The sequence below is a fragment of the Maribacter sp. Asnod1-A12 genome (genome assembly GCF_045063735.1).
Classification (GTDB): domain Bacteria; phylum Bacteroidota; class Bacteroidia; order Flavobacteriales; family Flavobacteriaceae; genus Maribacter.
On the sequence record NZ_JBEFNZ010000006.1, the window covers coordinates 3,851,097 to 3,873,461 of the forward strand.

Below are 22,365 nucleotides of genomic sequence, written 5' to 3' on the forward strand. Positions count from 1 at the left end.
TTTAATCCTTTGGCTTAAAAGTAAGGATTTCTTTACTCTTTTGAATTTCGACCTCGTTCATCATCATTTTACGAAACTCTCCATTAACATACATTTCTGCTTGATCTCTATAATGTTTACTAAACGGATTACCAGATTGCCCGGTAGGCAAAATGCTAATACTGTTTTCTACGTCTGAAAAATCTACAATTCTTCTTGTTGAAGGACCTGAAGTAGTTTTATAAAAACCTGTTTTATCATACGAAAATGCCAAGTTGTTTATTACCTCTCTTGTACCGTTAACGGGAAATGGACCAACATTAAAAAAGGAACGCAAAGCGGCTATTTGACCAATAGGATGCGGGTGTTCAATACTATGCACTCTCTCCCATCGCCAATAATTCAAATTCTCACCAAAGTTATCCTCTAATGAAGCTATAGCATCCATAAAAGATGTATTCACGATATCTGCCATGCTTTCTTGAATATTGGTAGTTTTCAAATTATCTAACCATACGGATTCTTCATCCTTAGATAAAGGAGCTATTAATCGTTTAACAAAATGGGTATTTATAAGTTGATTGAATAAATCCTCATCTAATTCATCTTTAAACGTATTTTCTAAAAAATAATAAACCCATCTATTATATATAGTGGCTTCAATTGAAGACAGCTTGTAGTCTCCCGTCCACATTTTTAAGCTATCAATCGCTTTTAATTCATTTTCACTCAACAAAGAAACATCTAAGTATTTAGATAAATTGGTTACAATTTCTGGATCTACAGATGAAACAACATCAGTAATCATTTCACTTGCCGAATCTAAATTCCAATCATTTTTAGGCTCTAAAAGTTGAACTATTCGCTTTCCTCTATTTTCTGGTAAATAGTAACCAGGGTAAAGCATACCAGCAATGGAATCGGGTTGATTATTGGCAGAATACACATAATTACTTGGTGGATTTATAGCCTGCGGATTTTCATTAAACGGTATAAATTCTTTTTCTACCGGAAGCCCTTCTCCTACTTCAAAAATCAACTTTGTATTTACTGAATCTGGAATATTATATAGTTGGGCAGTAGCAAACCAAGCTACATTACCTTCATTATCGCCGTACATAATATTCAATCCCGGCGCATGAATTCTCGGTAATGCTTTCTTGAATTCTTTAAGATCGTTAGAATGGCTTAAACCAAATAATGCATCTATTACTTTATTTTCCATTTGAGTGTATAACCAAGACATAGCAATTGGTCTTTCTCCCTGTACTTGATCGGCGATACCATTTAAAATTGGTCCGTGGATTGATTTTTTATAGGTAAACTCAACATCAGAAGAATCTTTAACTTTAAAAGATTTCGTTATAATTTCATAGTCTACATATCCATTTTCAGATAAATATTGATTCTCATTATCAGGGTTATTCTCTTCAAAATAAAAATCAACATCATCATTCTCGAACATAGTTAGACCATAGGCAACATTTCTATTATGCCCTAATAACGGAAATGGTATACCTGCAATATGATATCCATACTTAGAATATGTTGGTGTCTCTATATGCGCCTCAAACCAAACCGAAGGCTGTGAGAAACCAATATGTGGATCATTGGCAAAAATAACTTTACCATTCTTAGTTTTTTCTGGAGCAATAACCCAGCTATTACTACCTTCAAACAAAGGAATATCCAACACACTTAAAGCCTTGTTTACAGAAGCCGAAAGGTTGTTTTGAATAGTGTCTGATGTGGTTGGGTTATAGTTTTTAATCCATTCCGTTTCCACACTAGACCCTACATGTAGGTCATTTAAATATTCAGGTCCTAACTTAGCATTTATGGTGGTTAAAAGAGGATCTGTTTTATGGGCCATAGCAAAACTAAAAGCCATATATCCTATAGTGTTATAGACGTCTTCTAAAACGAATTCTTTTTTATCTATACCTGTTAAATAAAACTCTACCGGTGTTGGCCCTTCTTTTATAAATTGATTGATGCCATCTAAGTAAGCTTTAGCCAAAATAACACCTTCATCGTTCTCATCGGCATTACTTGCTGTCACTTTAGAAGCATCTGCAATACCTAGTGATAAAAAGAATTTATCAGTACCTATTAAATCCGCACCAAAAACTTCTGACAAACCGCCACTGGCAATTCTTCTAAGAAGTTCCATTTGCCAAAGTCGGTCTTGGGCATGTACATAGCCTAAAGTTCTAAAGGCATCTTTTTCATTGGCTCCGTAAATATGCGGAATACCATATTCATCATAATAGACATTTACCTCTTGCTCAAGATCCGCAAGTTCTTTTTCACCAGAATAATCTGGTTTTAAAGTATATGCAAATAGTCCGACAACAATAATCAGAAGGGTAATAATAACCAATAGGAAAGCTCCTATTTTTTTTAGTGTTTTCATAGTTCAGTTTGGGGGAATTGTTCCCAAGTTAAAACTATTTTTTACATTAAACACCCCGTAGCTCTGCTTTTTATTGACAAGTAATCAACATTGTAGAAAAACTACATACTAGTCATTATTTCGCAATCCTTCTAGCAACCAATTTTTATAGGTTGGTATATCGGTATTTTGAATAGATGTGTTCAACACTTTTAAATCTGGAGAAAGTAACACATAAAAAGGCTGAGAAATAGAACCAAAATTCACATCTTGAAAAGTACCCCATTTTTGGGCAATGTTATTAATTTCCTTCACACGACCACTATCAAACTGAAAATTAAATTGTTCAGCTTCTGGCAGTTCTTCCCTATCATCAGTATATAATGATATAAGGACATAGTTTTCTTTTATAATCGGAAAAACCTCTGAATCGCTCCATACATTTTCTTCCATCTTTCTACAGTTAACACATGCCCAACCTGTAAAATCTAATAGAATAGGTTTATTTACTTCTTTTGCATACGCTAAACCTTCATCAAAGTCTTTATAGCAATCAATACCTAAGGGACAATCGCTCTCTTGCTCAAAGATGCTGTAAAATTCAGGAGGAGGAAATCCGCTTAACAATTTTAAATTGGTGATTTTGGTAACCCCTAAAATCATATAAATAGTAAATACAGCACTTACAAAAGCAGCTACCTTTCTACTCAGCGATAATTTTTTAACCGGACCATCATGTGGAAACTTATATAACCCGAATAAGTATAAAGTCATTGCTATACCCAGAACTATCCAAATACCTAAAAAGATCTCACGCTTTAGTATACCCCAATGCCCAACTAAATCTGCATTAGATAAGAATTTTAAAGCCAAACCTATTTCTAAAAAGCCTAATACCACTTTTACCGTGGTCATCCATCCACCAGATTTTGGAAGTGAATTTAACCACGCAGGGAATAACGCAAATAGTGCAAACGGCAATGCTAATGCTACGCCAAAACCCGTCATACCAGCAGTAAGATTAGACGCAACTTCCCCTTCCGCCAAGGTTGTACCCCCAAGCAACCCTCCTAGTATAGGACCAGTACAAGAGAAAGACACAATTGCCAAGGTAACAGCCATGAAAAAGATTCCTAAGACACCACCTACTTTTGTTGATGCGTCATCCATTTTATTTGCCCAAGAGCTTGGCAACGTTAGTTCATAGTACCCAAAAAAGGAAAAAGCAAAGAATATAAAGATTACGAAGAACAATAAATTCAACCATACGTTAGTAGCGATGGAATTTAAAATTTGAGAATCTACCGAGTCGAACAAATGAAAAGGCAGACTCAATAAAAAGTAAATAAGTATTATGAAGAAACCATATAACAGCGCATTAATTATACCTTTAGATTTTTTCTGCGAGTGCTTGGTAAAAAAAGAAACCGTTAAAGGTATCATTGGAAAAACACACGGAGTCAACAAGGCTATTAATCCGCCAAGAAAACCTAAACCAAAAATAACCCAGATACTGGTTGTCTCTGCAATGCTATCCTGTCCTTGAGTAAGAAGTTCCCTATTCTTTAAATCTAATCGTAACTCCTGCCCTAAAGCTAAGCTTCTATCGTCTACTGTAGTTACAACTTCTTGAGCAGCTGAACCATCTAATGTAAAGATGAATTTTTTATCCATAGGGATACATACCTCTTTACATACCTGAAAAAACAAGTCAACATCTATCTGATTTATGGCCGGATCCAATATTTTAATTCGCTGCGTAAATGTTGCATTTTCTTTGAAATAAGTTTCCTCAACCTCAAAAATTTCACTGTATTCTTTTATTGTTTCACTTTCCGTGGTTCCGTCTATTAATTCATAAATAGTTCCATTTCCATTATAAGTAAATTCACTTGGTAGAGAGCCAAATTCAGAGGTAAATTGAGAATACATATGCCAGCCATCTAAAATTTTAGCCTGCATTACCAATTCATATTCGGATTCTGAAATTTTGTTGACCTGCTGTTCCCAAACCACCGGTTCATCTTCTGTTTGCGCAAAAGTGCTAAACGGTAAGACTACTATAAAAAATAATAAAGCAAAAAATCTAATCATGTAAATTCTATTTTTAAAATCCCTTGGCTGGTATCATCAACTTTAAAACGATGATCCGCACGCATACCAATTACCCAAACAATTTGCTCGCCTGAGCATAACAACCAAGTTTTTTCTTTAGACAAGACATCTACTTTCTCATCTTTAAAAAACTTAGATAATTTCTTTTTACGATTCAATCCTATCGGATAAAAATAGTCGCCCGTTTTCCATTTTCTTACCGTCAACGGATACTTTAATGCATTCTTTTGAACAAAAATCTCACTATTCGTATTATCTAAACGTTCAGAAACGACCGAAAATTTTAAATTCACGGGTAGGTTCAAAGGTACTTCTTCTTCTGTAATGATATACTCCTGCCTATCTAATTTACTTTCATCTTTAGCAGACAAAATCAATACCTCACGATTTTTAACAAGCACATGAGAACTAGACACCAATTGTTTACCCGAAAGTCCGTCTAACAATGCCTCTAAATTTTCCATCTCCTTGAATCCGTAAGAACTGAACAAACCAAATAAATAGGTAGACAAAGGCTTTAATTCTTTCAACTTTGAGATGTTCACTTCTTGCCTTTCGTCTTTTTCAACAAAGAGTTCTTCTTTAAGTTTTTCAAGGTATGCCGATGCAATAACATCGGTTTGTGCTAAATAATCTAAGGTACTTTTAAAATTATCTGAAAAAGTAGGATGCAGTTCATTCAACTTCGGAATGATCTCTAGTCTAATTTTGTTACGTAAATATTTTGCATCGGCATTACTGGCATCTTCACGCCATTCCATTTTTTCCACCTGTGCAAAAGATTCAAGTTCTTGCCTGGTAAAAGGCAACAAAGGCCTTCGTATATCATTTATTTTAGCAGGAATGCCCGTTAAGCCATCAATACCAGTACCTCTTGATAAATTGATTATAAAAGTTTCTAAATTATCATTGGCATGATGTGCCGTTAACAGATAAGCACTATTATGCTCTTTTAACAACTGATCAAACCAAACATAGCGCAATTCGCGCGCTGCCATTTGCACAGAGACCTTGTGCTGATTAACATAACCAAGCGTATCAAAGTGAGTTACAAAAAAAGGTTTATCTATTTTTTTGGCATACTGTCGCACAAAATTTTCATCACCATCGCTGGCTTTTCCTCTTAAATTAAAATTACAATGTGCTATAGAAAAACTCAAGTTTGTTAGATGGCACAATTCTACAAGTACAGAACTATCAAGACCACCACTACATGCAATGATGAAATGAGAATCTAGCAATTCTGGAAAAGAATCTTCAATATGTTTTTTGAATGCATTTAACACAAAACAAAGGTAACGAAGTCCTATAATTTAAATAGAAAGCCTAAGAATAATTTAACTTGCCATTAGTTATGTAGACTTATGAAATTGCCTTTACAAAAGAGTCTAGTTTTGCAGCAAAAACCTTAGCCAGGTCGTCATTGGTAATACCCTTTTCTTCATCAAAGTTTTCACCATACTTAGGTAATGAAAAAGTTTCTACAATCGTACCCTGAAATCTTGCAAGCATTTTTTCCGCAACTTCAAGTGCACCTATTGCTCCTCTACCCCCACCGGACGTAGCCATTAAGAATATTTTTTTATCAGCAAGAAATTTAGAATCCAATCTCGATAACCAGTCCAAAGTGTTTTTAAAATAAGCTGAAGGATAACTATTGTGCTCGTTAACAGATATGATCAGCCCCTTTGCATTGGTAATTTCATTCTTGAATTCAACCAAAGAATTAGAGAATCCGTTTTCATTTTCTACATCTTGACTATACATAGGAAACGGATATTTAGACATATCCCTCAATTTTACTTCTTGCCCTTTTATTAAACTAGCAGTATACTTTACCAATTTGTAATTAATGGATACTGAAGAATTGCTACCTGCAAATGCCAAAATGTAACTCATAGACCTATTTTTATGTGTGATTGCGAATTTAATTCAATTACAGTAAACCTTAGAATATTTTATCTAATTTTGCGACTTTAAACATCCAAACATACTGTTTTATAAGTATATAGGATATAATTGTGATAATGAGCAACTCTAAGTCAAGATTGTTTTTTCTAGATGCCATAAGAGCATGGGCCATTTTAATGATGTTACAAGGTCATTTTATAGATGGGCTTTTAGACAATGCCTTTAGAAACGATACAAATATGCTTTTCAGCACTTGGAAGTATTTTAGAGGAATTACCGCTCCGGTTTTCTTTACAGTATCCGGATTCATATTCACTTTCTTATTGATAAGATCTAAGCAAACTGGATGGTCTAACCCACGGGTTAAGAAAGGTATAAAGCGCGGATTTGAATTATTGGTCATTGCATACCTCTTACGCATGAACATTTTTGGATTGTTCAAAGGAGAGGTTTATGATTCTTTCTATTTAGTTGACGTGTTGCACTGCATAGGGCTTTCACTGCTATTCATCATCGGATTTTACATCCTGACATTTGCAAAACAAAAATGGATTTTCCCAACCATTCTAGCTTCTACTACGCTGTTGCTTTTTGTTTTTGAACCGATATACAAAACAGTAAGCTTCGAGTTTTTACCTCAAGTCTTCGCCAACTATTTGACCAAGGCTAACGGCTCAGTATTCACCATTATTCCTTGGTTAGGATATGCTACAATAGGTAGTTTTATGTCCGTAATATTCTCTAAATACCAAGAAAGTAAAAATCTTTACAACTTCATTATACCAGCTTACGTAGTAACGGGACTAACTTTGATATTTCTTTCTTCGGATTTCTTTCTTTCTGTGTATGATTTTACGGGAATAGAATTGTTTCGATCCATAAATAACAACAATTACTTGTTCATACGTTTAGGAGATGTACTTATTGTTTTTTCCATATTTATACTACTAAGAAAGTTTTTAATGAACGCAACTTGGCTAAGAATAGGTCAAAGCACCCTTTCTATTTACATTATTCATTTCATTATTCTATACGGTAGTTTTACTGGTGTAGGCTTATATAGATTCTTTCATCATTCCCTGAATCCGTACTTTGTGGTTCCAGGCTCAATACTTTTTATGTTTGCGAGCACTTATTTGGCTTTAAAATATGAAGACCATAAAGTAGAGATTAAATCTAACGTACGTTCAGTTTTATCCACTACAAGAATTTACTTAGAGCAATTTGCAATTATTGCTTTTGAAGTATTAAGAACAGTTACAGAAAAGGTATTACGCGTGCTAGGGTTGATTAAAAACTAACTTATGAAAATGTAGTTCTTAGCATATTATAAAACGAAAAAAGGCAGCCAATTGGCTGCCTTTTTCATTACTATATTTTCTCTAATTACACATGCAATGCACGATTATCAGTAGCAGCTAACGCCGCTTCTTTAACCGCTTCCGCATATGTTGGGTGAGCATGGCTCATTCTAGATATATCTTCGGCAGAAGCTCTAAACTCCATCGCTGTTACAGCTTCGGCAATTAAATCAGCACAACGTGCACCTACCATATGTACACCTAAAACTTCATCGGTTTTCTTATCAGCAAGAATCTTTACAAATCCGTCAGTATCCATACTAGCTCTAGCACGACCTAATGCACGCATAGGAAATTGACCTACTTTATATTCCACACCCACTTCTTTAAGTTCCGCTTCTGTTTTACCAACAGCGGCAACTTCTGGCCAAGTATATACTACACCAGGTATTAAGTTATAATCTATATGTGGTTTTTGACCTGCTAATATTTCAGCAACCAACGTACCTTCTTCTTCTGCCTTGTGAGCTAACATAGCGCCTTTGATTACATCACCAATAGCATATATGTTATCAACGTTTGTTTTCAAATGCCCGTCAACTATAACTTTACCTCTTTCATCAAGTTTAACACCAGCAGCATCAACATTTAACCCATCGGTATATGGTTTTCTACCAACAGCAACCAAACAATAATCGCCTTCAAAAACTACTTCTTCACCCTTTTTGTTATCAGCCTTTACAATAACCTGATCACCTTTTCTTTCAACGGATTTTACTTTATGAGACAACGCAAATTTTATTTTTTGTTTTTTCAACACCTTAGTAAGCTCTTTGGAAAGTGCAGCATCCATCCCTGGAATTATGCGATCCATAAACTCAACAACAGTAACATCCGCACCAAGTCTTTTGTAAACTTGACCTAGTTCAAGACCAATTACACCGCCACCAATAACAATCATATGCTTTGGTACTTCTTTAAGCTCTAAAGCCTCAGTAGAAGTAATAATACGTTCCTTATCTAATTTTATGAAAGGTAAAGTTGAAGGTTTAGAACCAGTTGCTATAATGATATTTTTAGCCTCTATCTCTTCGGTCTTACCATCGTTTTTCTTAATTGACACATGGGTTGCATCTTTAAAACTACCCAAACCTTCATAAACGGTAATCTTATTCTTATCCATCAAGAACTCAATACCTTTGGTGGTTTGATCAACAACACCTTGCTTACGGGCTATCATTTTTTCCAAGTTCACTTTTATCTCACCAGGAATTTCTATACCGTGTTCGTCAAAATGTTTAATGGCATCTTCATAATGATGAGAAGAATCTAACATCGCCTTAGAAGGAATACACCCAACATTTAAACATGTTCCGCCTAAAGTGGAATATTTTTCAATTATTGCAGTTTTCATTCCTAGTTGCGCACAACGTATAGCTGCCACATATCCTCCAGGTCCTGAGCCTATAATGGCTACATCATATTGATCCATAAATTTTATTTTCTAATGTCTTACAAAATTAATACTATTTTTAGTTTTAGAACTCATTTTAATATATTGTTTAGAAGCGAAAATGTTAGCTTTTATAACAGTTTATTGCAGTTTTTTAACTTTTCTAAGGAAATATGCATTAAAAAGCCAAATAGTCTCACAAAGGGCGATAGTTCTGATTCTCCCTTAGGGTAAAAAATTTCAAAGTGGTATAGCCGTTGAATGCTTCACCTCTTTTATGGTGAATGAACTTTGAGTACTACCAATATGACTCATAGTCGTTAATTTGTTGACCATAAAGTTTCGGTAGGCTTCCATATCTTGAACGTGTATTTTTAATAAGTAATCATAGTCACCACTTAAGTGATGGCATTCAACCACTTCTTGCAAGCGCATTACTTGCGCTTCAAATTGGGCAATATTATCCTTTACATGCTGCACCAATTTTACATGACAGAATACCGTGAAATTTCTATCTACAACAGCCTTGTCCACTAATGCAACATAACTTCTAATAGCCCCTACTCTTTCTAACCTTTTAATACGCTCATAAATAGCGGTGGTAGAAAGACCCAACTTCAAAGCATATTCCTTGGTCGTCTTTTTACTATCTGTCTGTAACAGTTCTAAAAGGCTATTATCTATTTTATCTAGCTTCATAATGATTGATATTCTAGTAGTTACACCAAATTTACTAAATAACAGAATTAAATTCTAAAATATTATTATTTATAGTTTTAAAAACTGAATTAACAACTTCATATTGACAATATTACTATCTAAAAGTATTTTTACCGAAAACAACAACCCATGAGCCACAAGAACAGTAACGACTTACAAGATTTACAATATTTTGGAGAATATGGCGGAGTAAATCCCTCTATATCAGATTCATCTACCTATACCTTTATATCGGCAAAAACAATGTTCGATACATTTGAAGGTAATACCGAGGGGTGTTATTTGTATAGCAGACATTCTTCACCTTCTAATTTATATTTAGGTGAGGCATTAGCTGCATTAGAAGGTACCGAAAGTGCGAATGTAACCGCAAGCGGTATGGGTGCAATTACAGCAGTTATTTTACAGTTATGCAATGCTGGCGACCACATTATTAGTAGTAGAACAATTTATGGCGGCACCTATGCATTCATGAAAAACTTCTTGATAAAATTTGGAATCAAAACTACTTTTCTAGACATCACAGATCTTAATGCAGTAGCTGAAGCTATTACACCGAACACCAAAATGATTTATTGCGAAAGTGTAAGTAATCCGCTTTTAGAGGTTGCTGACATTTCTGCTCTATCGAGAATTGCAAAGAAAAATGAATTGCCTTTAGTAGTTGATAATACATTTTCACCATTAACCGTTTCACCAGCAAAATTAGGAGCGGACATCGTTATTCATAGTCTTACAAAATTCATTAACGGTACTAGCGATTGTGTTGCAGGTGTTGTTTGTGGGACAACGGAATTCTGCCTAAGCCTAAAAGATGTAAATAATGGCGCGGGAATGTTATTAGGAAGTACTCTGGATAGCATGCGAGCAGCATCTATTCTAAAAAATATGCGCACGTTACATATTCGCATGAAAAAACATAGTGAGAACGCTCAGTACTTAGCAGAGAATTTTGAAAAAGACGGCTTACGAGTAGTTTACCCGGGACTACCTTCTCACCCAGGGCATTTGATCATGGAAGATCAAATGAATCCGGAATACGGATACGGAGGATTAATTACTATGGATGTAGGCAGCTTAGAGAATGCCAACGCACTTATGGAATTAATGCAAGAAAGAAAATTAGGCTATTTAGCGGTAAGTCTTGGCTTTTACAAAACATTATTTAGCGCACCTGGAAGCTCAACATCTTCTGAAATTCCACTAGAGGAACAAGAAGAAATGGGACTAGGTAACGGATTAATTAGATTTTCTATAGGTTTAGACGATGATATTAAAAGAACCTATTTGTTAATGAAAAAATGCCTTGAAGACCTTAATATACTGGATGTCAAAAGCATAAAAGCCTAAACTTTCAAATATAAAATGGGTTTGCACATCCGTAACAGAAATCGTAATATTACGTAGAAACCAAACTCACTCTTAATGTCAGACCAAAATACCAATGAACACAGGGAAAACGAGCATATCGTTGACAATAAAGAATTAAGCATTTTCGCCGCTTTAATTCCCGTTATAGCCCTAGTTGCTATGTTGGCATACAATGTTTATGTTTTTGGTGATGATGCTTTAAGCGGTTCCAATCAATTCATTCTTTTATTAGGTGGTGCAGTAGCGGCAATTGTTGGTTTTATGAACAAAGTTTCATACAAACAAATGATCGCTGAAGTTGAGGAAAATATCAGGTCTACCACAGGTGCCCTCCTTATACTTTTAATGGTGGGTGCTTTGGCAGGTACTTGGCTTGTAAGCGGTATCATTCCCGCAATGATCTATTATGGTCTACAAATTCTAAACCCTACTATATTCTTAGCCGCATGTGTGATTATATGTGCTATCATTTCGGTAGCAACAGGTAGTAGCTGGACCACATCTGCTACCGTAGGTATAGCTTTAATAGGTATTGGCGAAGCATTGGGTATTTCTTTGGGAATGACCGCTGGTGCAGTTTTATCTGGCGCATATTTTGGCGACAAACTATCTCCGTTGAGTGATACCACAAACTTAGCACCTGCCATGGCTGGCGGAGAACTTTTCTCTCATATTAAATATATGTTGTGGACAACCGTACCAACAATAACGGTCACCTTAATCGTATTCTTGATTATAGGTTTTAGTTTAGATACTAATGGAGAAGCTGATGTTGATGCTATTTTGGCATCTATAGACGCTTCTTTCGATATTAATGGATGGTTGTTTCTTGTACCTATAGCAGTTATAGGCCTAATTGTTAAAAAAACGCCTCCATTAGCTGCCTTACTAATTGGCACACTATTGGCTGCTATTTTTGCTTTGATTTTTCAACCAGAGGTTGTTGCCGGTATTACGGGAGCAACAGAATTAACGTTTCAATCAGGCTATCAAGGTATTCTCAAAGCTATAACCGTAAGCACCGATGTCCCCACCGATAATAAAGCATTAAGCGATTTATTTTCTTCAAAAGGAATGACGGGTATGCTAGGTACCATTTGGTTAATTATTTGTGCTATGTTTTTTGGCGGAATCATGGATGGTATAGGTGCATTGTCCAGAATTACAAAATCACTGCTAAAAATGGCTAAATCCACATTTGGTCTATTCTTTAGTACCGGTATAAGTTGTATTGTTTTAAACGGTACCGCTTCTGATCAATACCTAGCAATAGTTGTACCGGGAAAAATGTTCTCAAAAGCATTTAAAGATAGAGGTTTAGCTCCTGAAAACTTAAGTAGAACACTAGAAGACACCGGTACGGTAACATCTGTATTAATACCTTATAATACCTGTGGAGCCTATCATAGTGGCGTTTTAGGAGTTGGTGTAGCTGAATATTTCGTTTACGCGATCTTCAATTGGCTAAGTCCGATCATGACATTCATATTCGCCGGATTAAATATTAAGATCAAAAGGCTAGCTTCAAAATAAAATCAAATTCCCTTTTTTATTTTATTTATACATTAGAAGATATTCCTCTATCGATTTGATAATTTTATGGTCCAAAAATTACGCGATTCTTACCAAAACGATACTATTCCTTTAACTATTCAAAATAGTTATTCTAGCATTGAAAATTCTAATTTAGAAAGTCTGTAATCTTTCTTTCAAGTGTTAATTTTGTGTTTCAATAAATTATAAAACGAAAACATATTATGGCATTTGTAGGAAAGAAATTCCCAAATATTAGTGTTAACGCGATGAACGACATGGGCGATACTTTTAAACTTAATGTTTTAGAAGAAGCTCAAAAAAACAATAAAAAAGTAGTTCTTTTCTGGTACCCAAAAGATTTCACTTTTGTATGCCCAACAGAGCTTCACGCTTTTCAAGCGGCTATCGGTGAGTTCGAAAAAAGAAACACTATAGTAATCGGTGCTTCTTGTGATACTCCAGAAGTACACTTTGCATGGTTAAGTACAGATAAGGACAACGGTGGTATTGAAGGTGTTACTTACCCAATATTGGCAGATAGCAACCGTAATCTATCTAGCGTTTTAGGTATTTTAGATATCCAAAACGAAGTGTACGATGAAGAAACCGAAACTGTTCAGGTTGAAGGTGATAACGTTACTTACAGAGCTACATATATTATTGACGAGGAAGGTGTTGTACAGCACGAAAGTATCAACAACATGCCATTAGGTAGAAACGTTGGTGAGTACTTACGTTTAGTAGACGCATTAACCCATGTTCAAGAAAAAGGTGAAGTTTGCCCAGCAAACTGGGAAGAAGGTAAAGAAGCAATGTCTGCAAATAGAGACGGTGTTGCTAGCTACCTTTCTGCACACGCTAACTAAGTAGAAAAACTGTAATGAAGATGAAGTCAATAGACTTCATCTTCATTTTATTAATCTTTAAATAACTCAATTATGCTATTAGAATTAGAACAAGATAATTTACAGGAAATCATAGATAACAATCCAAACGTTGTAGTTCAATATTCTGCAACATGGTGTGGTAACTGCAGAATCATGAAGCCTAAATTCAAAAAAGAAGCTTCACAAAATGAGGATATTACATTTGTATTGGCAGATGCAGAGAAATTCCCTGAATCTAGAAAATTAGCAGACGTTAGCAACTTACCAACCTTCGCTTCTTTCGAAAAAGGAAAAATTAAAAATCAGGTACAGACAAATAAGTATGACCTATTAAAAGATTTGATCAGTGAGATTACCCATAATTAAATTACTGACAGAGTTCATTGAAGAAAAAGATAGCGATTTTATTCTAGAGACCATTGAGACTTTAGAAGCACTTACAGAGTTACCTTCATTAAAAGATGAAGAACTAGATGTAATAGGCGAACTTATTTCTAATATGTACGGTGCCATTGAAGTTGCGAACAGCATAGAACAAGGTACACCAAAAAAAGATGCTATGAATCAGTTCATGAAGCGCGTTTTAGGCTCCATAGACAAATAATAGCGATATAAAATACACAAAGTCCTTTCCATAACGAAAGGACTTTTTTTTATCACATTCCCGCTCGTTTCAACTTTATATTTTATAATTTCACAAACTCAATTATAAAAAGACAAAAGTTATGGCTTCGGTTACACTAAAAGGAAACGAAATACACACATTAGGGACTTTACCTGCAAATGGCGGAAAAGCTCCAGAATTTCAATTAACTAAGAATGACTTATCTACCGTAAAACTTTCAGATTATGAAGGTTCTAGAGTAGTATTAAATATATTTCCAAGTGTTGATACTGGCACTTGCGCTCAATCTGTACGTCAATTTAATCAAGAGGCTGCTGAATTAGATAATACAATAGTACTTTGTATTTCTAAAGATCTTCCATTTGCACAAGCCAGATTTTGTGGTGCAGAAGGCATAGAAAATGTTGAAATGCTTTCAGATTTTAAAGATGGCAATTTTGGAAAAGGGTATAATGTTGCATTTTCAGATGGCCCTTTAGCTCCATTACTTTCAAGAGCAGTTGTGGTAGTTGATGAAAAAGGAAACGTATTGTATTCTGAGCAAGTTGCGGAGACTACAGAAGAGCCTAACTATAAAGCAGCTTTAGAGGCGTTAATGAACTAAAAAAAAAAAAGGACACTCATGCCCAAAGAATCCTTTTTGGTAAATCGTATTAAAAGTGTTGGCTTTGCCCTAAAAGGCGCCTTCCTTTTAATACGCACCGAAGCAAGTATAAAAATTCAAGTTTTCATTGCCATAGTAATGACTGCTGCAGGTTTCTACTTTGATATCTCAAATACCGAATGGATTCTTCAAATATTTGCTATTGCAATTGTTTTAGGAATTGAGGGAATGAATACGGCGGTAGAAAAAATTGCAGACTATATTCAGCCAGAATTCGATGTTAAAATCGGATTTATAAAGGATATTTCAGCAGGTGCCGTTATGCTAGTTTCTATCGCATCCACTATTATTGGTCTTATTATTTACCTCCCCAAGATATTATAGGATAGTCCGTAAGTTCTTCGTAGCTCATCGTAAATTTGTAATTTAGCATCAGAATTAAGTTTTAATGGCAAAAAAGGCAACTAAATCAAAGCCGAAACCTACTAAAAAACGAGCACCGTTTAAATTATCCAAACAGAATAAAATCATTTTGGGTAGTTTATTAATGCTTTTTAGTATTGCGCTGTTCTTTTCATTTATTTCATTTTACTTTAATTGGCAAGACGACCAAAGTCTATTAACAGAGTTTAAGGATCGTAATGAGCTTGCAAAAAACTTACTGAATAAATTTGGAGCAAGTATTAGCCACTTTTTCATATATAAGGGCTTTGGTGTAGCTTCTCTAATTTTCCCTTTCCTAGTATGTATTACGGGGATACATCTTTTTTTAGGACTGTCTCTAAAAGCATTGTTCAAAAAATGGATTTGGGGATTATTATTCGTAATCTGGATTTCTATTGCCCTAGGTTTCTTTGCAACTACTAGCCCACTATTAGGAGGGTTGATAGGTTTTGAAATGAACGATTTTCTACAGGACTACGCTGGAAAAATAGGTGTACTATTATTATTGATTTTCGGACTCATCTTTATTCTTGTTAGGTTATTTAGTGTAACCCCTGAAGGTATTTCATCATTCTTTAAATCTAGAAAAGAAGCTATATCAACAGAATTCAAAGCCAACCAAGAACGTAAGGCAAATAAGAAAAAAGAGCAAGATGATATGCTTGCCACTTCTTTAGAAGAGGAGGCTCCCGTAATTGTGGACACTTATACACACAAAGCAGAAATTCCTCATTTAGAAAAAGAGAAAGAGAAAGAGACTAAGAAAGAAGAAATTAAAGATTTTGAAGTAACCGTTCCAGAACCTGAACCAGAAGAATCTTTAGCCATGGAGGTTGAATCGGTTATTGAAGAGCCCGAAGAAGTTGATGTTCTAGCAAATAAATTAGTAGATGATTTTGGTGAATTTGACCCAACATTAGAACTAGGCAACTACAAATTCCCACATATTGATCTGTTGGACCAACACGGTACAACTGGTGGTATCACCATTAACCAAGAAGAATTAGAGGAGAACAAGAATAGAATTGTAGAAACTCTAAAAAATTATAAAATTGGAATTGCACAGATTAAGGCAACCATTGGTCCTACTGTTACCCTATATGAAATAGTACCGGAAGCGGGTGTTCGTATTTCAAAAATTAAAAACCTTGAAGATGATATCGCTTTATCATTAGCAGCTTTAGGTATACGTATCATTGCCCCTATTCCTGGTAAAGGAACTATAGGTATTGAAGTACCTAACAAGAATTCATCGATAGTTTCTATGCGTTCTGTAATTGCTTCTAGTAAGTTTCAGAAAGCCGAAATGGAATTACCAATTGCGTTTGGTAAGACTATTAGCAACGAAACCTTCGTAGTAGATTTAGCAAAAATGCCTCACATGTTGATGGCAGGTGCTACAGGTCAAGGTAAATCTGTAGGTTTAAATGCAGTTTTAACTTCATTACTATACAAAAAACATCCAGCAGAGGTAAAATTTATCTTAGTAGATCCTAAGAAAGTTGAACTTACGCTTTATAATAAAATAGAACGCCATTTCTTGGCTAAGCTTCCAGATTCAGAAGAAGCCATTATTACAGATAACACCAAAGTAATCCATACATTGAATTCCCTTTGTATTGAAATGGACAACAGGTACGAGTTGCTAAAATTGGCAATGGTACGTAATTTAAAGGAATACAATACCAAGTTTAAGGCTAGAAAACTGAATCCGAATGACGGACACAAATTCTTACCATACATTGTATTGGTAATTGATGAGTTTGCCGATTTGATCATGACAGCCGGTAAAGAGGTAGAAACACCTGTTGCAAGACTTGCCCAGTTAGCAAGGGCAATTGGTATACATTTGATCATTGCAACCCAGAGACCTTCCGTAAATGTTATTACAGGTATCATCAAAGCCAACTTCCCTGCAAGGCTAGCATTTAGAGTAACTTCTAAAATAGATTCAAGAACAATTTTAGATACTGCAGGTGCTGATCAATTGATTGGTAGAGGTGATATGTTATTTACACAAGGTAATGATGTCACCCGTATTCAATGTGCCTTCGTAGACACTCCTGAGGTTGCTAAAATCACTGAATTCATTGGTAGCCAGAGAGCTTATCCAGAAGCGCACGAACTACCAGAGTATGTTGGCGAGGATTCTGGCACGAGTCTTGATAATAACGTGTCTGAAAGGGATGCAAAGTTCCGTGAAGCCGCAGAGGTTATCGTAATTGCACAACAAGGTTCAGCCTCATTAATTCAACGTAAATTGAAATTAGGCTACAATAGAGCCGGTAGAATTATTGACCAATTAGAAGCAGCAGGAATTGTAGGTCCGTTTGAAGGCAGTAAGGCCAGACAAGTATATGTGGCAGATATGGTTGCCCTTCAACAAATATTGGATAACGAATAATATTAAAAAAGATGAAGAAAATTATTTTTGTATTGACGATTATGTTTACAGTAACCATTGCAAATGCGCAAAGTTCTGATAAAGCAAAAGCCCTACTTGATGAAGTTTATAACAAAGTACAAAGTTATGACAACATCTTTGTAGATTTCAAATTTGACCTAAAGAACGCAGATGCTGGTATAAATCAAGAAACAAGAGGTGATGTAACCCTTGCCGGCAATAAATACATGTTCAATTACCTAGGATCAAAACAAATATTCGACGGTAATAAAGTGTATACCATTGTTCCAGAAAACGAAGAAGTAACAATTGAAGACCAATCTGAAGACGAAAATGCGATGACACCTTCAAAAATGTTGACTTTCTATCAGGAAGGACATAATTATGCTTGGGATATTCTACAAAATATTCAAGGTAGAAAAATACAATATGTAAAATTGACACCTATTGATTCTGATACGGAAATAAAATCTAGATTATTAGGTATTGATATGGGCACTAAGCACATTTACAACTTAATTGAAACAGGTAAGAACGGCACAAAAACTACGATCACTGTTAATTCTTTTAAAACAGATCAAACTTTGTCCAAAACCTTATTTACTTTTGATGAAGCTAAATATAAGGATGAAGGTTATTTCATTCTAAGAAATTAGAACTATTGAGAATACTAGACCGATATATCCTATCAAGGTTCGTCTTTAATTTTGTCAGTTCGTTTGTAATATTGATGTTCATCTTCATATTTCAAACGATTTGGCTTTTTATTGATGATTTAGCCGGTAAAGGCTTAGATATCGTTATCATTGGTAAGTTCCTGTTCTACCTTATGCCAGATCTTACTGAAAAAGTACTACCCCTAACCGTACTTTTATCTTCTATTTTAACCTTTGGATCTATAGCAGAGAATTACGAATTCGCTGCAATGAAGGCATCAGGTATTTCCCTGCAACGATCTATGCTAAGTTTAATCATATTCGTAACCATTTTAGGCGGAGTCACCTTCTTTTTCGCCAATAATATAATTCCTTTATCACAACGAAAAATATACAACCTACGTAGAAATATTGCTAAGGTAAAACCAGCCGCAGTAGTCTCTGAAGGGGTATTTAGTGATTTTGAAGGAATGAACATTAAGGTTGATGAAAAGCATGGAGATAATGACCGCTTTCTTAAAAATGTCATCATACACATTAAATCTAAAAACAATCTTAACACTACTGTGATTAAATCAAAGACTGGAGAATTGATCAGTAGTGAAGAATCTGACCTTATTCAATTGGTATTAAAAGAAGGTCATTATTACGAAGATGTACAAACCAAGAGTGCCGAAACTAAAAAGAAGTATCCATTTGCAAAAGCAGATTTCGACACCTATACTATGAATATCGAAATTCCGGAAATCAATAATGATGATTTAGAAGAGGAACGTGATATCAGTACCGATAAGATGAAGAATATATCTAGGTTATCAAAGGATATAGATTCACTACGAGGCGACAACTATCGAATTGTCCGAGCTTTTTCAAAAAACATAGAAGGTAGAACAGGTATGTTTTCTCCTTTAGTAGCAGCCAATAAAGATTCTACAAAAAACGATATCGTTAAAAGAAAAGATTCTATAATGGAATCAAAGGCAATTTTGGCAAGAGAAAATATAGCCCTTCAAGATTCTATTAATGATAATTTCCTGGTTCTATTTCCAGATTGGCAACAGATTCAGATACTAAGTAGTGCTAAAAATGCTACTACTAGTATTTTAGGAACCGTAAGTGGTAAAAAAGAAGAAATGCAGAAAAGATATAAAATCTATAACATGCATATTTTATCACTTCATAATAAATACGCATTGGCATTCTCTTGTATCATCTTATTCTTTGTAGGCGCTCCGTTAGGCGCAATTATCAGAAAAGGTGGATTAGGTTTACCCATGGTAATCGCTATTGTTCTATTTCTAATCTATTATTTTATTGGAGTTTTTGCTGGAAATTATGCTAAAGAGGGTAATATTCACCCGATGTTAGGCGCTTGGTTAGCTACTCTAATCATGTTGCCGTTAGGCGTTTACCTCACAAAAAGAGCGACAGAAGATAAAGGAATGATGGATTTCGGGTTTATAGCCGATTTCTTCAAAAAATTATTTAAGAAAAAAGATAAAGCTGATTCATAACCATGACAGATCTTAGTACCATACAATTGAACACTATAGAGGAAGCGATTGAAGATATTCGCGCCGGTAAAGTAATTATCGTTGTTGATGATGAAAATCGTGAGAATGAAGGAGATTTTTTAGCAGCCGCTGAACTTGCTACACCTAAGACGGTCAATTTTATGGCCACTCATGGCAGAGGTCTTATTTGCGCTCCTTTAACAGAAGGCCGTTGTAAAGATCTTGGATTACATATGATGGTCAGCACCAATACCGACCCTTTAGAAACTGCATTTACAGTATCGGTAGATTTAAGAGGAAAAGGAGTTACCACAGGTATTTCTGCCGGTGACAGATCTAAAACCGTTATAGCACTAACTGAGAGCGATACCAAACCACATGATTTAGCAAGACCAGGACATATTTTTCCGTTAGTAGCTAAAGAAGGTGGTGTATTGCGTAGAACAGGACATACAGAAGCCGCCATTGATTTTGCACGGTTAGCAGGATTACAACCTGCTGGTATCATTGTAGAAATCATGAATGAGGACGGAACAATGGCTCGCCTACCCCAATTGGTAGATGTTGCTAAAAAATTCGATCTTAAAATTGTATCTATTGAATCTCTTGTTGCCTATAGAATGGAACACGATAGCTTGATTGACAAAGAAGTTGATTTCGATATTACCACTCGTTTTGGGGAATATAGATTACGAGCATACAAACAAACTACAAATAATCATATCCATATTGCATTGACAAAAGGTTCATGGTCTTCTGATGATAAAATCTTAACCCGAATCAACTCTACCCTTATCAACAATGATATTTTAGGAACGTTGACACATAACCCTGACGAAAAACTCGAGGATATGTTCAATAAAATCAACGAAGAAGGCAAAGGAGCCATTGTATTCATTAATCAAGATTCAGAATCCCTTAATTTACTTTCAAGATTAAAAGAGTTGAAAGAATTGCAAAAACAAGGTGTTCACAAAGCTCCTAAGATTGAAATGGATAATCGTGACTTCGGAATCGGAGCTCAAATATTACATGATTTAGGTATTCATAAAATGAAACTAATGACCAACAGCACCCAAGCGAAACGCGTAGGTATTGTAGGTTATGGATTAGAGATTATTGAGTACGTATCCTACTAATTAAATTATATACTTAAGAAAATTCAGAAAGTACTTCTTTCATTTTAGAAGCGCGTTCAACAACTTCTTTTTCTGTCCAGCTTAGTTTTACTAGGCAAGAGATGGTTCTACCTATCCAAGCGTCAGATTTTGAAAAATCAGATTTACAATAGTCAGGTAACTGATTTACAACTTCTTGCGGCAATTTACCTAAAGATCTTTTAGAGGTTAGGTGTTCCCACTCTTTGTAGTAATGCCAGTTATTATCAAACCAATAAAAACAGGCATCAACACCAGCTTCAATTAAAGCTGTATGCGCTGCTTTGGCTTTTTCTAGATTAGGCAAAAAGAACGATAAAAATGAATAGTTTTCCACGCCACCAGTTGGCACCTTTCTAAATGTAATATTTTTAAGCGGCGACAAGGCATCTCTTAAAACGGTGTAATTTTTCTTTTGAATAGATAAGAAATCATCTAAACGCTCTATTTGTGCACAGCCAACAGCTGCATGTAATTCTGAAATCCTAAAATTATACCCTAAAAACGGATGAGTTTCCGCTCCGCGATTATTACCTACATGATCATGACCGTGATCGGAGTATTGATCTGCATTTATTTTATATTGTTCGTTGTTGGTAATAATCGCCCCACCTTCACCGCAGGTTATCGTTTTCACATAATCAAAAGAGAAACAACCTAAGTCACCGTAACTACCCAAAGGTTTACCATTATAACTACCACCTATAGCCTGACAGGCATCTTCTAGCAGCAGTAAATTATGTTTATCACAAATAGCCTTCAATGCACCAAGATCTGCCATAGAACCGCACATATGAACCGGCATTACAACTTTAGTTTTATCGGTAATAGCATTTTCAACTGATTCAGGACTTAAGGTTAAAGTATCATCTACATCAACAAGAATGGGTATGGCACCAATAGCTAAAATAGATTCGAAACTTGCAACAAACGTAAAGGTTGGCATAATAACCTCATCTCCTGCTCCAACACCTGCACTTGCAAGCGCAACCGTTAAGGCGGCGGTACCACTACTAACCAATTGTGCATATTTTGAATCCATTCGTTTCGTTAAGGCTTCCTCAAGTTCTAATGCTTTCCAATGGTTATTTCGCATGCCATCAAAGCCATAACGCATTAACACCCCAGAATCTAAAACATCTTGAACTTGACTTTTCTCACTCTCTCCAAACAACTCAAAACCTGGCATGCTATCTTATTTTATATTGTATTACAAATTTTGGTTAAATTATTGGTAAAAGCAAAGAATTACTACTCCATTAAAGAGAATCATAAATCATATTGAAAACGAGA

General features: G+C 35.2%; 19 protein-coding genes. 12 read left to right on the forward strand and 7 right to left on the reverse strand.

Annotation, left to right across the window (positions count from 1 at the left end; translation table 11 throughout):
* Position 1: 1 nt before the first annotated feature.
* The 4 genes from ACJJVP_RS16580 to ACJJVP_RS16595 all read right to left on the reverse strand — a co-directional run bounded on the left by ACJJVP_RS16580 (position 2) and on the right by ACJJVP_RS16595 (position 6,388).
* Positions 2-2,395: a penicillin acylase family protein gene (locus ACJJVP_RS16580; RefSeq protein WP_405415418.1), complete on the reverse strand. Its 2,394-nt coding sequence runs from the start codon at positions 2,393-2,395 to the stop codon at positions 2-4.
* A gap of 108 nt (positions 2,396-2,503) precedes the next feature.
* Positions 2,504-4,468: a cytochrome c biogenesis protein CcdA gene (locus ACJJVP_RS16585; RefSeq protein WP_405415420.1), complete on the reverse strand. Its 1,965-nt coding sequence runs from the start codon at positions 4,466-4,468 to the stop codon at positions 2,504-2,506.
* On the reverse strand, positions 4,465-5,775 hold the full coding sequence (gene tilS / locus ACJJVP_RS16590) for a tRNA lysidine(34) synthetase TilS (RefSeq protein ID WP_405415422.1): 1,311 nt from the start codon (positions 5,773-5,775) through the stop codon (positions 4,465-4,467). Before tilS ends, ACJJVP_RS16585 begins: the two co-directional genes overlap by 4 nt.
* A gap of 76 nt (positions 5,776-5,851) precedes the next feature.
* Positions 5,852-6,388, reverse strand: a complete 537-nt coding sequence (locus ACJJVP_RS16595; protein ID WP_405415424.1) for an NADPH-dependent FMN reductase — start codon at positions 6,386-6,388, stop codon at positions 5,852-5,854.
* Between the two features lie 128 nt (positions 6,389-6,516).
* Here ACJJVP_RS16595 and ACJJVP_RS16600 point away from each other — a divergent pair, with 128 nt between their 5' ends.
* A complete protein-coding gene (locus tag ACJJVP_RS16600; protein WP_405415426.1) occupies positions 6,517-7,701 on the forward strand; it encodes a heparan-alpha-glucosaminide N-acetyltransferase domain-containing protein in 1,185 nt (394 codons plus the stop codon).
* An 85-nt stretch (positions 7,702-7,786) separates the two neighbouring features.
* Here ACJJVP_RS16600 and lpdA read toward each other — a convergent pair whose 3' ends face one another.
* Positions 7,787-9,193 (reverse strand): dihydrolipoyl dehydrogenase, encoded by a 1,407-nt coding sequence (lpdA, locus tag ACJJVP_RS16605; protein WP_405415428.1) that lies wholly within the window; start codon positions 9,191-9,193, stop codon positions 7,787-7,789.
* 201 nt (positions 9,194-9,394) lie between these two features.
* The gene (locus tag ACJJVP_RS16610; protein WP_036153850.1) at positions 9,395-9,853 is read right to left on the reverse strand and encodes an Lrp/AsnC family transcriptional regulator; all 459 of its coding nucleotides are present in this window, start codon (positions 9,851-9,853) and stop codon (positions 9,395-9,397) included.
* A gap of 150 nt (positions 9,854-10,003) precedes the next feature.
* Between ACJJVP_RS16610 and ACJJVP_RS16615 the strand changes: the two genes are divergently transcribed.
* The 11 genes from ACJJVP_RS16615 to ribB all read left to right on the forward strand — a co-directional run bounded on the left by ACJJVP_RS16615 (position 10,004) and on the right by ribB (position 21,054).
* Positions 10,004-11,224 (forward strand): aminotransferase class I/II-fold pyridoxal phosphate-dependent enzyme, encoded by a 1,221-nt coding sequence (locus ACJJVP_RS16615; protein ID WP_405415430.1) that lies wholly within the window; start codon positions 10,004-10,006, stop codon positions 11,222-11,224.
* Positions 11,225-11,299: 75 nt separating this feature from the next.
* Positions 11,300-12,778 (forward strand): Na+/H+ antiporter NhaC, encoded by a 1,479-nt coding sequence (nhaC, locus tag ACJJVP_RS16620; protein ID WP_036153846.1) that lies wholly within the window; start codon positions 11,300-11,302, stop codon positions 12,776-12,778.
* 224 nt (positions 12,779-13,002) lie between these two features.
* On the forward strand, positions 13,003-13,647 hold the full coding sequence (locus tag ACJJVP_RS16625) for a peroxiredoxin (RefSeq protein ID WP_036153844.1): 645 nt from the start codon (positions 13,003-13,005) through the stop codon (positions 13,645-13,647).
* 72 nt (positions 13,648-13,719) lie between these two features.
* Positions 13,720-14,034 carry a thioredoxin family protein gene (locus tag ACJJVP_RS16630; protein ID WP_036153842.1) on the forward strand — a complete coding sequence of 105 codons (315 nt, stop codon included), beginning with the start codon at positions 13,720-13,722 and terminating at the stop codon, positions 14,032-14,034.
* The gene (locus ACJJVP_RS16635; protein ID WP_405415433.1) at positions 14,015-14,272 is read left to right on the forward strand and encodes a DUF6952 family protein; all 258 of its coding nucleotides are present in this window, start codon (positions 14,015-14,017) and stop codon (positions 14,270-14,272) included. Before ACJJVP_RS16630 ends, ACJJVP_RS16635 begins: the two co-directional genes overlap by 20 nt.
* A gap of 121 nt (positions 14,273-14,393) precedes the next feature.
* The gene (tpx, locus tag ACJJVP_RS16640; protein ID WP_036153838.1) at positions 14,394-14,897 is read left to right on the forward strand and encodes a thiol peroxidase; all 504 of its coding nucleotides are present in this window, start codon (positions 14,394-14,396) and stop codon (positions 14,895-14,897) included.
* 18 nt (positions 14,898-14,915) lie between these two features.
* Entirely contained in the window at positions 14,916-15,281 is a 366-nt protein-coding gene (locus ACJJVP_RS16645; RefSeq protein WP_405415436.1) for a diacylglycerol kinase, read from the forward strand.
* A gap of 64 nt (positions 15,282-15,345) precedes the next feature.
* Positions 15,346-17,745 (forward strand): DNA translocase FtsK 4TM domain-containing protein, encoded by a 2,400-nt coding sequence (locus tag ACJJVP_RS16650; protein WP_405415438.1) that lies wholly within the window; start codon positions 15,346-15,348, stop codon positions 17,743-17,745.
* 11 nt (positions 17,746-17,756) lie between these two features.
* The gene (locus ACJJVP_RS16655) at positions 17,757-18,401 is read left to right on the forward strand and encodes an outer membrane lipoprotein carrier protein LolA (protein WP_396634733.1); all 645 of its coding nucleotides are present in this window, start codon (positions 17,757-17,759) and stop codon (positions 18,399-18,401) included.
* A 74-nt stretch (positions 18,402-18,475) separates the two neighbouring features.
* The gene (locus ACJJVP_RS16660; RefSeq protein WP_405415441.1) at positions 18,476-19,915 is read left to right on the forward strand and encodes an LptF/LptG family permease; all 1,440 of its coding nucleotides are present in this window, start codon (positions 18,476-18,478) and stop codon (positions 19,913-19,915) included.
* A 2-nt stretch (positions 19,916-19,917) separates the two neighbouring features.
* Positions 19,918-21,054, forward strand: a complete 1,137-nt coding sequence (gene ribB, locus ACJJVP_RS16665) for a 3,4-dihydroxy-2-butanone-4-phosphate synthase (RefSeq protein ID WP_405415444.1) — start codon at positions 19,918-19,920, stop codon at positions 21,052-21,054.
* Positions 21,055-21,067: 13 nt separating this feature from the next.
* Here the strand turns inward: ribB and ACJJVP_RS16670 are convergent, their stop codons facing one another.
* Positions 21,068-22,261 carry a DegT/DnrJ/EryC1/StrS family aminotransferase gene (locus ACJJVP_RS16670; RefSeq protein WP_405415446.1) on the reverse strand — a complete coding sequence of 398 codons (1,194 nt, stop codon included), beginning with the start codon at positions 22,259-22,261 and terminating at the stop codon, positions 21,068-21,070.
* Positions 22,262-22,365 lie beyond the last annotated feature (104 nt).

Bases quoted from the DNA above. Each gene is read 5' to 3' on its own strand.
- ACJJVP_RS16645 (WP_405415436.1), top strand. From the start codon at position 14,916: ATGCCCAAAGAATCCTTTTTGGTAAATCGTATTAAAAGTGTTGGCTTT.
- nhaC (WP_036153846.1), top strand. From the start codon at position 11,300: ATGTCAGACCAAAATACCAATGAACACAGGGAAAACGAGCATATCGTT.
- ACJJVP_RS16600 (WP_405415426.1), top strand. From the start codon at position 6,517: ATGAGCAACTCTAAGTCAAGATTGTTTTTTCTAGATGCCATAAGAGCA.
- lpdA (WP_405415428.1), bottom strand. From the start codon at position 9,193: ATGGATCAATATGATGTAGCCATTATAGGCTCAGGACCTGGAGGATAT.
- ACJJVP_RS16650 (WP_405415438.1), top strand. From the start codon at position 15,346: ATGGCAAAAAAGGCAACTAAATCAAAGCCGAAACCTACTAAAAAACGA.
- ACJJVP_RS16615 (WP_405415430.1), top strand. From the start codon at position 10,004: ATGAGCCACAAGAACAGTAACGACTTACAAGATTTACAATATTTTGGA.
- ACJJVP_RS16670 (WP_405415446.1), bottom strand. From the start codon at position 22,261: ATGCCAGGTTTTGAGTTGTTTGGAGAGAGTGAGAAAAGTCAAGTTCAA.
- tpx (WP_036153838.1), top strand. From the start codon at position 14,394: ATGGCTTCGGTTACACTAAAAGGAAACGAAATACACACATTAGGGACT.
- ACJJVP_RS16595 (WP_405415424.1), bottom strand. From the start codon at position 6,388: ATGAGTTACATTTTGGCATTTGCAGGTAGCAATTCTTCAGTATCCATT.
- ACJJVP_RS16625 (WP_036153844.1), top strand. From the start codon at position 13,003: ATGGCATTTGTAGGAAAGAAATTCCCAAATATTAGTGTTAACGCGATG.
- ACJJVP_RS16585 (WP_405415420.1), bottom strand. From the start codon at position 4,468: ATGATTAGATTTTTTGCTTTATTATTTTTTATAGTAGTCTTACCGTTT.
- ACJJVP_RS16580 (WP_405415418.1), bottom strand. From the start codon at position 2,395: ATGAAAACACTAAAAAAAATAGGAGCTTTCCTATTGGTTATTATTACC.
- ACJJVP_RS16660 (WP_405415441.1), top strand. From the start codon at position 18,476: ATGTTCATCTTCATATTTCAAACGATTTGGCTTTTTATTGATGATTTA.
- ACJJVP_RS16630 (WP_036153842.1), top strand. From the start codon at position 13,720: ATGCTATTAGAATTAGAACAAGATAATTTACAGGAAATCATAGATAAC.
- ACJJVP_RS16610 (WP_036153850.1), bottom strand. From the start codon at position 9,853: ATGAAGCTAGATAAAATAGATAATAGCCTTTTAGAACTGTTACAGACA.
- ribB (WP_405415444.1), top strand. From the start codon at position 19,918: ATGACAGATCTTAGTACCATACAATTGAACACTATAGAGGAAGCGATT.
- ACJJVP_RS16655 (WP_396634733.1), top strand. From the start codon at position 17,757: ATGAAGAAAATTATTTTTGTATTGACGATTATGTTTACAGTAACCATT.